Source organism: Brevundimonas sp. SL130, assembly GCF_026625805.1.
Taxonomy (GTDB): Bacteria; Pseudomonadota; Alphaproteobacteria; order Caulobacterales; family Caulobacteraceae; genus Brevundimonas.
The window spans coordinates 786,648-797,741 of record NZ_CP113064.1; the positions used below are offsets into that span (position 1 = coordinate 786,648).

Genomic DNA, 11,094 nt, shown 5'->3' on the forward strand with positions numbered 1-11,094 from the left:
ATCCATGCCTGATCCCATCCCCCCCTCGAACAGCGCCATGGCGGTGGCGGCCTCGGCCCTCAAGGCCCAGCAGTCGCGCATGCGCGTGATCGCCGAGAATATCGCCAACGCCCAGTCCACCGCCCGCACCCCCGGCGGCGAGCCCTATCGCCGCCAGATCCCGGTCTTCCAGGCGCGCGAAGTCGATGGGGCGACCGGCGTCGTCCTGGCCGAGGTTCGGCCGGATCAGAGCGACTTCAATATGGAGTATGATCCCTCGCACCCGGCCGCGAATGAGCAGGGCTATGTGATGCGGCCCAACGTCAACACCCTGGTCGAGTCCATGGACATGCGCGAGGCGCAGCGCGCCTACGAAGCCAATCTGAACGTTATCGAGACGGCGCGGTCGATGGACAGCCGCACCCTCGACCTCATCAAACGCTGAGGGCTAGGCTATGAATCCGATGATGGCCGCCCGCGCCTACGCCGCCGTCCAGGGCTCCGCCATGCCCACGGCGGCGCAACCGCCCGCCTCCGGCGACAACGGCTTCGCCGACCTGGTCAAAAACGCCATGACCGACATGACGCAGCAGTCCAGGGCGGCCGAGACTCAGATGACCCAGTCGGTCCAGGGCAACGGCAACCTGATTGATGTCGTCACCGCCCTCAGTTCGGCCGAGGCGTCTCTGGAAACCGTGATCTCCGTCCGCGACCAGGTGATTTCCGCCTATAAGGAAATCATGGCCATGCCGATCTGATCGGCGACACGTCCTAGACGAAAGGCCGCGTCAGAGCGGTCGGCGGCTCAACGTCACCTGACTGCCGGAGGCGGCCGTCTGAAGCAGTTCGCGCGTTTCGCCCTCCAGCCTCAAAGCCGTCAGCACGCCCGTGGCGTAGGCCCCTGTGTCCAGGCCGATCCGGCGGTCGTCTGCATGAACGGCCTCGGCGGGCGTGTGGCCGTGAACCACAACCTGCTCAAAGGGGGCGGGATGGTGCAGGAAGGCCTGACGCACCCACATCAACTGCTGAGGGTCCTGACGATCCAACGGCACGCCCGGTTGAGCCCCGGCATGGGCGAAGAAATAGTCCCCCAGGGTGAAACTGTATTCCTGGGCGGCGAGAAACGCGCGCTGACGCTCGTCCACGGCCGCGTTCAGGGCCTCGCAGGCGGCGGCCCAGCCGGCGGCGTCGGTCTTGTCGAACGGCGGACTGACGCCATACGAGGCCAGGGCCTCGCGACCGCCGTAGTCGCACCAGCCCGGTCCCATGTCAGGATCGTTCAGGAAGGCTTCCATCCGATCCTCGTGATTGCCACGCAGGAAGTGCAACTCGAACATGCCGCGGCTGCGCAGGCTGGCCAGCAGGTCGATCACGCTCTTCGAGTCCGGCCCCCGGTCGATATAGTCGCCCAGGAAGATCAGCAGCTTGCGACTGGCGGGCGTGGCGTTCAGATCCGCGATCATCGCCTCGACCAGGGGCGACAGCAGGTCCAGCCGCCCGTGGATATCCCCCACCGCCCAGGCCACGGCGCCATCAGGAGCCGAGGCTCTGCGGCGCGCGGGCTCCGAAGAGCGACGGTTGAACAGTTTGGCGAACATCCCCCTTAGATCAGCAACCGCAGGGGGCTTGGCAAGCCTGTCGCCTCAGAAGAAGCGCTCGCCGATGCGGATCGTGTCGCCCGGCGCCACCTGGGTCGCCGTCGTCAGCGGATAGGCCTGCTCGCCGGTCCCGTCGGCGCGCTTGATGTAAACTTGACGGGTATTGGCCCGATAGGTGAAGCCTTCCGCCGTGGCCACCGCGTTCAGAACCGTCAGATTGTTCGTGTAGGGATATTCCCCCGGCTTGTTGACCTCGCCCAGGATATAGAAGGGGCGATAGTTCAGCACCTCGGCCGAAACGCGCGGCTCGTTGATATAGCCCTTCTTCAGGGAATCGGCGATCTCGGTTTGGAACTCGGTGATGGTCAGGCCCGCAGCCTGGACCTCGCCGATCAGGGGCATGGAGATGCGGCCGCTGCCGCCGACGATGAACTCGCCGGTCAGGCCTTCTTCGCCATAGACGTTGACGCGAACCTTGTCGGCGGCGCCCAGACGATATTCAGGCACGGTGCGGACGACGCTGGGATCCACGGGCGTATCGGCCAGCCCGGCTGCGGCCAGGGGGCTCGTGCCGCACGCGGCGACGGTGAACATCAAGGTGAGCCCCAACAGGGCCGCACTCAACCAATTCCGCATGATCGTCATCCTCGCTTCTCCCCAGCATAGCGCAAGCCGTCGGATGTTTCCAAGGCGGTGCTTGCGGCGCCGCAGCAAAGATCGGGCCGAAGATGAAAAGACGCTTAATGCGGCTGAAACCAATCTTCTACAGCCCCGCTAAACCGTACTTCTAAGGCTCATATTGATATGGCTCGGGCAGGGTGGTCCCATGAAACAGGGATCGCCCATGTCGATTGTCCGCTCGCCGCGCCACCCCGGCGTGATCGGCGCCGCCGTCTTCGCCGCCGCTGTCTTCGTTTCGGGGGCCGCCGTGGCGGGTCCCCGGCCCGCCGGTCCGGCGCGCATGCCGATCGGCGCCGTCGTTGGGGCGCCGTCCGGCTTCCTCGACTTCTGCGAACGCTCGCCCCGCGACTGCCTGGCTCCGGGCGAGCGGGTGAACCTCGCCGAGATTCGCGCTCGCGCCAATTCCCTCTATTGGGCCGGTGTTTTCGGACGCACTGAACAGGTGGCCTCCAGCCGCCCGGCCGCGACGCGCCCGGCGGCGAACGCCAACGGCTTCGACTGGAGCCGCGTCTTCCCTCAACGCGCCGCCGCCGCGCCCGCCGTTCCGGACCCCCGTCGCGAAGGTGTCGCTGTGGCGATGGAAGATGTCGCCACGCCGGCCGTCGAAGCCGGCGCCGCCCAGGGCGATGCGGCCCCGTCAGCCGAGGATTTCGGCCGCGACGTTTCGGCGCGGGTCAGGGATCTGGACCGGTCTTGGGCCCGTCCCTCCGTGGTCAAGACCGCCCCGGTCATCGCCTTGTCGGACAGTGACTGGAAGGCGATCAGCGACATCAACCGCCAGGTCAATCGCCAGATCCGCAGCGGCTCGGACGCCCGGGTCTATGGCGTCGGCGACTATTGGACGGTGCCGAACGGCGACCGCGCGCGGGGCGACTGCGAGGACTATGTCCTGGCCAAGCGCCGCGCTCTGGTTCGCGCCGGCTATCCGGTCGGCGCCCTGTCCATCTCTGTGGTCGAGACCCGCTGGGGCGAGATCCACGCCGTGCTTCTGGTGGCCACGGACCGGGGCGATTACGTCCTGGACAATCTGACCGGCCGCATCTCGCGCTGGGATCAGGCCGACTATAAGTGGCGCGAGCGTCAGGCCCCCGGCAAGACGTTCGAATGGGTCCGCATGGCGGGCTGAGTCCGCTTTCCGGAAGATTTCGCGCTCCCGTCCTGATACACTTGCGCCTAGCACTGGGTCGAAACGGCACAGGGCGGCGTGGCGCCTCAAGGTTCATCACTCTCCAGGCGACGTCGCCATCGCGGCGCCGCACTTGCTGTGTGAACTGATCGGACGCCCCGCGCGGCCCGCGTCCCCTCTGCCGGAGCAAGAATGACTTTCGACCGCGACACGCCTCCCACGCCGCCGCCCTTCGCTGGACCGCGCAGCCCACGCGGACCGGTCAAGCCAAACGGACCGCGCCGGTTGCGACTGCGGTTCCGGCGGATTCACGTCATCGGCGTCGCGCTTCTGGTTCTGGCGTTGGCGATCGTCGCTGTGGTCGTGATCCGATCCCAGGGCGTCGCAGGCGGCGCGCGCCCCGGCGCTCGACAGACGGCCCTGGCGCAGGCGCCGGCCGGCATGCAGCAGATGGTGGACACCACCCTGGCCCCGGATGACATCCGCCCCATCACCCCGGACGAGGCGCGGGCCTTCAACGCCGCCCTGCCGTTCTCGACCCTGCCCATCCTTTCGGCCAAGCCCTTCATCATGCCGGCCGACAAGCTGGAGGACTATGCGCGTGCGCTCGATTGCCTGACCGCCGCCGTCTATTATGAGGCGGGCGGCGAGACGGCCCTGGGGCAGGCGGCGGTGGCCCAGGTGGTGGTCAACCGCATGCGGCACCCGGCCTATCCCAAGACGATCTGCGGCGTGGTCTTCCAGGGCTCGGAACGCGCCACGGGGTGCCAGTTCAGCTTCACCTGCGACGGCGCCATGACCCGTCCGCCTTCGCCCGAGGGCTGGGCGCGCGCCCGTCTGGCCGCCGGCGGCGCCCTGAACGGCTTCGTCGCCCCCGGCGTCGGCATGGCGACCCATTATCACACCGACTGGGTCGCGCCCTATTGGGCCGAGCGTCTGGTCAAGATGCGCCAGATCGGAACCCATATTTTCTACCGCTGGGGCGGGGGCTGGGGCCTGCCGCCCGCCTTCACCGGCCGTCACGCGGGCGTCGAGCCGACGATTGCGAAGATGGCGCTGGTCGCCACGCCGATCGACCCGCTGGAGCTGGACGATCCCTTGCTCGCGCCGCCGCCGCCTGTTGTGGTCGCCATGGCGCCCCCGCCAGCACTGCCCTCAATCGCGGCGCCGCCTGTTCAGGCCCCGGTCACGCCAAAGCCTGCGATAGCGCCGGTCTCCAGCGCTCCGCCCCCGCCGACGGCGGCGACGGCCCGCCCGACCGTGGAGAATCCGCTGACGACCACGCCGGGCGAATCTCAGTCTCGCCGCCGCTCCCGGATCGCCGCACCGTCCTAAAGCGGCGCGGACTGCGCCAAGCCTGCGGTCAAGGTGGCGGCCAGGTCGCGGGCCTGGCCCCGCAGGTCGGGGACCGCCGTCATTTCCCAGAAGGCGCCGCGCGTCATCGGTCCTATGGCGTAAAGGCCCGCCGCCGGTTCGCCGGCGGCGTTTGTCAGCCGCCCCGCCTCATCGACCTCCAGGCCCAGGCCCAGGGGATCGGGCCGGCCATATCCCTTGGCCAACAGGTCGCGGATGACCGGCTCGGCGCTATGCTGGATCACCCCCAGGGGGCCGGTGCAGTTGATCACCAGATCGAACCGGTCGCGGATTGGCCGCCGACGATGGCGCGGACGCCAGGACGCCTCGACCGTCCCGCCGTCGAGCACCGCGCCGGTCAGCTTGCCCGCCAGCACCGTCAGTTCGCCCGAGGCCAACAGGGACGCGATCTCTCGCGCCGTTCCCGGCGACATCCGGTGACGATGCACGTCCCATACGGGGCGCAGGTGGCGCAGGAAGCGTCGCTTCTGCTCAGGCGTCCAGCCGCGCCACAAGATTCGCGCGTTCTGTCTCAGCCGGTCGAACACCGCCCGCCAGTCGTGGGTCCGGGTCGCGTCCCGCACCTGGCCCAGAACCTCGGCGGGGCCGCCCGAGAATTCGCCAGAGAAGGGCTGCGGCGGGACCGTGGCGTGGCCGCGCGGCAGCAGGCCGTGGCGCGACAGGGCCGTGAAACGCCGCCCCGTGCGTCGCAGGGTCAACACCGCGTCCACCATGGTCAGGCCGGACCCGATCACCAGTATGCTCCGCGCCGCGCCGATGCGCTCGACGTCGATCCGCCAGGGATTGTCGACATAGGCCGACGAGGCCAGGACCGCCGCATCGATCCCCGACGGCGAGGCCGGCTCCAGATTGCCCAGAGCCAGGATCACGGCGTCGGCCGTCACGACCTGATCGCCGACGACGATGCGCCAGCCCGCCGCTTCAGCCTCGATCGACCGCGCCTCGCCCCGGACCAGGGTCAGCCGCTCCGCCGCTCCATCGCGGGCCTCGTCCAGAAGATGGCGTAGATAGTCGCCGTACATGCCGCGGGTGATGAACCCGTCCTGCGCGCGCCACGTCGGCTGTTCCGCCAGCCAGTCGGCCAGATGTCCCGGCTGATCGGGAAAGGCGCTCATATTGTCCAGGCGGACGTTCAGCAGATGGCCGGGGTTGCCGGTGTCATAGGCGACGCCGGGCCCGAAGGCGGCGCGCCGTTCGATCAGGCTCACCCGAATCGCTGGGCAGTGTCTCAGCAATTGGATCGCCGTGAGCAGGCCGCTGAAGCCCGCGCCGACGATGGCGACATGCGGTCCCTGGTCGTGCGGCATCTGCGCTCCCGGTTCGAGCCTCCCTGCGGAGGCGCTCCGCCCTTAACAGGCCGGGCGGCGAAGGGGTTCGATCGTGGCCATAAATTCCTATTCAACAAGTAGGAATATCTATCAGGCGCCGCGCGGAAAATTATCGACGGGCGGGGCGCCGAAGTCCTCGCTCCGCCGGGCCGTCTTGCCGACCATGCGACGCCGCGCCGCGCGCAGGTCGCGGATCGCCAGAGGGATCAGGGCCCAGGGTTCGACGCAATAGCGGGTGAACAGCCGACGCGGGTTCTGCACCAGCCGATAGGCCCATTCGACCCCGGCCCGGCCCATCCAGCGGGGCGCCGGCGTCTGGGTTCCGGCCTCATAGTCGAAGGCCGCGCCGACCGAGAAGATCACGCAGTCGGGCAGGGCGTCGAACACCGCCAGGGTCCACAGCTCCTGACGCGGCATGCCCATGCCGACGAACAGGATATGCGGCTTGAACGCCTGGATCTCGGCGACGATCTCGGCGTTGTCGGCCGAGCCGGGCGTAGCGTCGAAAAAGCCGTGGCGGGTGCGGATCTCGGTCTTGGGATAGCGGGCGCCCAGGCGTCGCGCCGCCTCTTCGCCCACGCCCGGTTCGCCGCCGACCGACATGACGCGCCATCCCTTGCGGTCGGCCACGCTCCAGAAATAGTCGCGCCAGTCCAGATAGGTGCAGCGGTGAAAGCCCCGGCTGTGCAGGCCCAGGGCCCGCGAGAACCAGATCATCGGCGTCGAATCGACCTCGATCAGCTCGGCCTTGTCATAGAAGGCCCGCAGCTCCGGCTGTTTCTGGATCAGATACAGGCTGTGCAGATTATGGTTGGCGATCAGGCTCTTGCGGCCCTCGGCCACGGCGTCCTGAACATGGTGCAGCACTTCTTCGGGCTTCACCAGATCGACCAGCTGGCCGAACATATGCACCCGCTCGCGCCGCCGCCGCCGCTTGCGATAGGCCGCGCGCGGGCAGGAGCGACGCTCTGTCGTCGGGGATGTCAGGGACGCGTCCGCCATGCCCCATCCATAGGGGGCAGGCCTCAAAGCGGGGTAAGCGAACAGGCTTAACGCGCCGAAAACAGGTCCGGTCTCGCCCGCTCGGCCCAGGCGCGCAGGGCGCTGGCCGCCGCCACGCCCACCCCGTCCGCCATCAGGTCGAACAGATTGGCCGACCGTCCGCTGAGCCCCTGAACCGCCTCGACGCCTGCGCCCAGGGCCAGGGCCAGCAGGGCGGTGCGCCAGATCCCCAGGCTGGGCGCGATCAGGGTCAGGCAGACGGTGATGATGAAGAAGCCGATGGCGTGCGCCGGCTTGTCGCTCAGGCCGATACCCTCCTCGGCCCCCTGGAAGGGGCCGAGCATGGCGACGAACAGGGCCAGCAGCGCCAGGACGGCGCCGCCGCGAAGGACGGTCAGAATCACGGGCGCACCGATCAAGGGGAGGGAGAAGGCGCGGAAAACAAAAGCCACCCTAGGCGCGGACCCGCCGAATGGCCACCCGCCGGGGCCTTTGGCCGCGCTTGCGAAATAAAACCGACCTCCGACGAAAAATCCCTGTTGACCCCGCCCGGACCCTCCCTTAGAGGTCCGCGCCTTCCCGATGGAAACGCCGCAAGGCGCTGCCGACGGGGCCCAGATGGCGGAATTGGTAGACGCGCTGGCTTCAGGTGCCAGTGGCTTAACGGCCGTGGAGGTTCGAGTCCTCTTCTGGGCACCATATTATGAACGGCGTCGTGTTTTCGGACACGGCGCCGTTTGCTTTTTGGGCCTACCGCCTCGCGCGCGGCGCTCGACTGCTTGAGGCTATTTTCGTTTTGGGGCCTATCGCCTCGCGCGCGGCGCTCGACTGCTTGAGGCCGTTTTGTGAATGCGGACGGCGTCTGCTTGAGGCCCGTCCGTCTCGCTGTAAGCCGTTTCGTCCTGTCCCCCAGCCGTGTAAGAACCAGACCATGACCGTTTACCTGCACGAGGGCGACCTGCCCGACGACCTGGACCTGGGGTCCGACGTCGCCATCGATTCCGAGACCATGGGCCTGCGCTTCCGCCGCGACCCCCTGTGCGTGGTCCAGCTGTCGTCCGGCGACGGAAACGCCCATGTCGTGCGCCTGAACCGCCCCGCCTACGACTGCCCCAATCTGAAGCGTCTGCTGACCGATCCGGCGGTGACCAAGATCTTCCATTTCGGCCGCTTCGACATCGGCATGTTCCTGCTGCACCTGGGGGTCGAGACGCGGCCGGTCTATTGCACCAAGATCGCCTCCAAACTGGCCCGCACCTATACCGACCGCCACGGCCTCAAGGACGTGGTGCGCGAGACGGTCGGCGTCGACCTGTCCAAGGCCCAGCAGTCGTCCGACTGGGGCGCGGCCGAACTGACCCAGGCCCAGCTGGACTACGCCGCCTCGGACGTCCTCTATCTGCACGCCGCCCGCGCCAAGCTCGACATGATGCTGGCGCGCGAAGGCCGCACCGAACTGGCGGCCCGCTGCTTCGACTTCCTGCCGGACCGTTCGGCGCTCGATCTCGCCGGTTGGGACGAGATCGACATATTCGCCCACAGCTGATCCCGTGACCGCCCCCCGCGATCCGACCGGTCATAAAGGCGACGCCGCCGACGAGGCGCGGGTGGTCCTGGCCGGCGCGCGCTGGCGGGCGCATTCGCGGCGGGTCAAGCTGTTCCGCCGCGTCCTGCCCATCATCATCCTGATGCTGGCGGGCGGTGTCCTGACCTGGACCGTGTTCCGCACCGTCATGTCGGGGGTCGAGCGCAAGGCCAGTCAGGGCCAGGAGATCCGCCTGGACAAGCCCCTGTTCCACGGCCAGGACGCGCAAGGCCGCGCCTTCACCGTCGGCGCCCAGGGCGCGATCCGCGATCCCTCCACCGGCCATTTCCGCCTGGTCGGCCCGGCGCTGAAGCTGAACCTGGGCGGCCGCAGGGTCACCGAAATGACCGCCGATGGCGGCACCTATGACGAACAGGCCAAGACCGTGACCATCGGTCCGAACGTGCGGATTTCGGACGGCGGCTCCGGCTTCGTCCTGACCACGCCCGAGGCCGTGGTCGACACCTCGACCGGAATCATCACGGGTTCACGGGGCGTTCAGGGCGCGGGCCCTATTGGAACCATCAGCGCTTCGTCCTATGCGATCTATGATCAGGGCGAGCGCGTGGTGTTCAAGGGCTCTGGCGACACCAAGATCAGCGGCACCATCAATCCCTCGGGATCAGGCGAATGACGGCGATGACATTGAAAACCCAATACGCCCGAAGCGTCGCGGCTCTGGCGGCCCTGACCCTGCTGGCCCTGCCGGCCGTGGGCGACGCCCAAAGCGCGCGCACCACCTCCAACCAGCCGATCGCCTTCGGGGCGGATGACGGCGAACAGGGCGTGGATCGCATCAGCCTGCGCGGACGCGCCGAAATCACCCAGGGCCAGAACCGTCTGCGGGCCGAGGCCATCACCGCCTTCCGCGACGCCCAGGGCCAGTTCACGCGGGTCGAGGCCACCGGAACCGTCTATTTCGTCACCCCGACCCAGACGATGCGCGGCGACCACGCCGTCTATACCCTGTCGAACGGCGAGCTGGTCGTGACCGGCAATGTCATCTTGAACCAGGGCAAGAACGTCCTGACCGGCGGTCGGCTGACCTATAACGTCAACACCGACGCAGCGACCATGTCGGGCGCCCCGCGCGGCGCCGGCGCCGGCAGCCGTATCCAGGGCGTCTTCTATCCCGACGGAACCAACTGAGGCTCAGGCCCCGGTCAGCTGAGCACGGATCCAAGATTTGGCCCGCAAGGAACTCTCCGCCCTGAACCTGTCTGACCGGCCTGCGGCAAAGCCCGCGCCGGCGGTTCCGGCTGCCGAAAAAGGACTGCGGGTCCGCAACATCGCCCGCGCCTTCGGCCAGCGCCAGGTCGTGCGCGACGTCTCCCTGACGGTCCAGCGCGGCGAGGTCGCGGGCCTGCTCGGCCCTAACGGCGCCGGCAAGACCACCTGTTTCTACATGATCACCGGCCTGATCCCGCCGGATTCCGGGACGATCTGGCTGGACGGCGAGGACATCACCGGCCAGCCCATGTACCAGCGCAGCCGCATGGGCCTGGGCTATCTGGCCCAGGAGGCCTCGATCTTCCGCGGCATGACGGTCGAGCAGAACATCAAGGCGGTGGTCGAGCTCAACCATCCGCGCGATCAGCTGGAGGCCGAGACCGACCGCCTGTTGAACGAACTTCACATCGACCATCTGCGTCACGCCCCGGCCACCGGCCTGTCGGGCGGCGAACGTCGCCGGGTCGAGATCGCCCGCGCCCTGGCCGGCCGGCCCTCCTTCATCCTGCTGGACGAACCCTTCGCCGGCATCGATCCCCTGGCCATCGCCGACATCCGTTCGGTCATCCGCTATCTGGCCAGCCAGGGCATCGGCGTCCTGATCACCGACCACAATGTCCGCGAGACCCTGGACATCACCGACCGCGTCTCGATCATCTCGGGCGGCTCGGTCCTGTTCGAAGGCACGGCCGACGAAGCCGTCAACGACCCCGAGGTCCGCCGCGTCTACCTGGGCGAAAACTACGCCTGACAAGCTCACCTCCCCCCGCGCCTTCGCGCGCGGAGAGGTGACTTGCTCCTCAGACCCTCCCCCGCTTGCGGGGGAGGTGGGCCGGCGTCCGCGCAGCGGACCAGGCTCGGAGGGGGGAGTGTCGCCAAAAAAAGACTTCCCCCATCGTCAGGCGTGTCGCTGCGCGCCACGGCCTGACACTTCCCCCGCAAGCGGGGGAAGGTCTGTGATCGCCACATCCACCTCCCCGTCGGCGAAGGCCGGCGGGGAGGACAGGCGGGAGCGTCAGCGAGCGCCAGGAGGGGGCGACTCGGTCTCAGACGCTGGCCCGGTCATCACCGCCGTCGGAGTCGCCCCCGCCTGGTCGCTACGCGACCGGTCCTCCCCACGCGCCTTCGCGCGCGGAGAGGTGAGCCAGCGCGCACAATGACGCTGCCTCCCTATCAAAGAATTCAACGCCC

General features: G+C 68.3%; 13 protein-coding genes and 1 tRNA gene. 9 read left to right on the forward strand and 5 right to left on the reverse strand.

Going from position 1 to position 11,094, the window contains the following annotated elements; translation table 11 throughout:
* Positions 1-4 precede the first annotated feature (4 nt).
* Positions 5-424 (forward strand): flagellar basal body rod protein FlgC, encoded by a 420-nt coding sequence (gene flgC / locus OU998_RS03885; protein ID WP_420709795.1) that lies wholly within the window; start codon positions 5-7, stop codon positions 422-424.
* Positions 425-434: 10 nt separating this feature from the next.
* Positions 435-737 (forward strand): flagellar hook-basal body complex protein FliE, encoded by a 303-nt coding sequence (gene fliE / locus OU998_RS03890; RefSeq protein WP_267515533.1) that lies wholly within the window; start codon positions 435-437, stop codon positions 735-737.
* A 30-nt stretch (positions 738-767) separates the two neighbouring features.
* Here fliE and OU998_RS03895 read toward each other — a convergent pair whose 3' ends face one another.
* A complete protein-coding gene (locus OU998_RS03895; RefSeq protein WP_267515534.1) occupies positions 768-1,577 on the reverse strand; it encodes a metallophosphoesterase family protein in 810 nt (269 codons plus the stop codon).
* Positions 1,578-1,622: 45 nt separating this feature from the next.
* A complete protein-coding gene (locus tag OU998_RS03900; RefSeq protein ID WP_267515535.1) occupies positions 1,623-2,213 on the reverse strand; it encodes a polysaccharide biosynthesis/export family protein in 591 nt (196 codons plus the stop codon).
* Between the two features lie 208 nt (positions 2,214-2,421).
* Between OU998_RS03900 and OU998_RS03905 the strand changes: the two genes are divergently transcribed.
* Both OU998_RS03905 and OU998_RS03910 read left to right on the forward strand, forming a co-directional pair.
* On the forward strand, positions 2,422-3,384 hold the full coding sequence (locus OU998_RS03905; RefSeq protein ID WP_267515536.1) for a transglutaminase-like cysteine peptidase: 963 nt from the start codon (positions 2,422-2,424) through the stop codon (positions 3,382-3,384).
* A 192-nt stretch (positions 3,385-3,576) separates the two neighbouring features.
* Positions 3,577-4,719 (forward strand): cell wall hydrolase, encoded by a 1,143-nt coding sequence (locus OU998_RS03910; RefSeq protein ID WP_267515537.1) that lies wholly within the window; start codon positions 3,577-3,579, stop codon positions 4,717-4,719.
* Here OU998_RS03910 and OU998_RS03915 read toward each other — a convergent pair.
* From OU998_RS03915 to OU998_RS03925, 3 genes are all read right to left on the reverse strand, one after another.
* Complete coding sequence (locus tag OU998_RS03915; protein ID WP_267515538.1) at positions 4,716-6,065, reverse strand: FAD/NAD(P)-binding protein; 1,350 nt, start codon at positions 6,063-6,065, stop codon at positions 4,716-4,718. The genes OU998_RS03910 and OU998_RS03915 overlap by 4 nt on opposite strands.
* Positions 6,066-6,176: 111 nt before the next feature.
* Positions 6,177-7,088: a WecB/TagA/CpsF family glycosyltransferase gene (locus tag OU998_RS03920; RefSeq protein WP_267515539.1), complete on the reverse strand. Its 912-nt coding sequence runs from the start codon at positions 7,086-7,088 to the stop codon at positions 6,177-6,179.
* Positions 7,089-7,135: 47 nt separating this feature from the next.
* Entirely contained in the window at positions 7,136-7,492 is a 357-nt protein-coding gene (locus tag OU998_RS03925; RefSeq protein ID WP_267515540.1) for a hypothetical protein, read from the reverse strand.
* A 208-nt stretch (positions 7,493-7,700) separates the two neighbouring features.
* Between OU998_RS03925 and OU998_RS03930 the strand changes: the two genes are divergently transcribed.
* From OU998_RS03930 to lptB, 5 genes are all read left to right on the forward strand, one after another.
* Positions 7,701-7,787, forward strand: a tRNA-Leu gene (locus OU998_RS03930).
* Positions 7,788-8,019: 232 nt separating this feature from the next.
* A complete protein-coding gene (locus OU998_RS03935) occupies positions 8,020-8,634 on the forward strand; it encodes a ribonuclease D (protein WP_267515541.1) in 615 nt (204 codons plus the stop codon).
* A 4-nt stretch (positions 8,635-8,638) separates the two neighbouring features.
* Complete coding sequence (gene lptC / locus OU998_RS03940) at positions 8,639-9,307, forward strand: LPS export ABC transporter periplasmic protein LptC (RefSeq protein ID WP_267515542.1); 669 nt, start codon at positions 8,639-8,641, stop codon at positions 9,305-9,307.
* Positions 9,304-9,822, forward strand: a complete 519-nt coding sequence (locus OU998_RS03945; protein ID WP_267515543.1) for an LptA/OstA family protein — start codon at positions 9,304-9,306, stop codon at positions 9,820-9,822. The genes lptC and OU998_RS03945 overlap by 4 nt, the downstream gene beginning before the upstream one ends.
* Positions 9,823-9,859: 37 nt before the next feature.
* The gene (gene lptB / locus OU998_RS03950; protein WP_267515544.1) at positions 9,860-10,654 is read left to right on the forward strand and encodes an LPS export ABC transporter ATP-binding protein; all 795 of its coding nucleotides are present in this window, start codon (positions 9,860-9,862) and stop codon (positions 10,652-10,654) included.
* Positions 10,655-11,094: the final 440 nt, after the last annotated feature.

Coding starts and splice junctions, on each gene's coding strand:
- flgC (WP_420709795.1), top strand. CDS start 5: ATGCCTGATCCCATCCCCCCCTCGAACAGCGCCATGGCGGTGGCGGCC.
- fliE (WP_267515533.1), top strand. CDS start 435: ATGAATCCGATGATGGCCGCCCGCGCCTACGCCGCCGTCCAGGGCTCC.
- OU998_RS03895 (WP_267515534.1), bottom strand. CDS start 1,577: ATGTTCGCCAAACTGTTCAACCGTCGCTCTTCGGAGCCCGCGCGCCGC.
- OU998_RS03900 (WP_267515535.1), bottom strand. CDS start 2,213: ATGCGGAATTGGTTGAGTGCGGCCCTGTTGGGGCTCACCTTGATGTTC.
- OU998_RS03905 (WP_267515536.1), top strand. CDS start 2,422: ATGTCGATTGTCCGCTCGCCGCGCCACCCCGGCGTGATCGGCGCCGCC.
- OU998_RS03910 (WP_267515537.1), top strand. CDS start 3,577: ATGACTTTCGACCGCGACACGCCTCCCACGCCGCCGCCCTTCGCTGGA.
- OU998_RS03915 (WP_267515538.1), bottom strand. CDS start 6,065: ATGCCGCACGACCAGGGACCGCATGTCGCCATCGTCGGCGCGGGCTTC.
- OU998_RS03920 (WP_267515539.1), bottom strand. CDS start 7,088: ATGGCGGACGCGTCCCTGACATCCCCGACGACAGAGCGTCGCTCCTGC.
- OU998_RS03935 (WP_267515541.1), top strand. CDS start 8,020: ATGACCGTTTACCTGCACGAGGGCGACCTGCCCGACGACCTGGACCTG.
- OU998_RS03945 (WP_267515543.1), top strand. CDS start 9,304: ATGACGGCGATGACATTGAAAACCCAATACGCCCGAAGCGTCGCGGCT.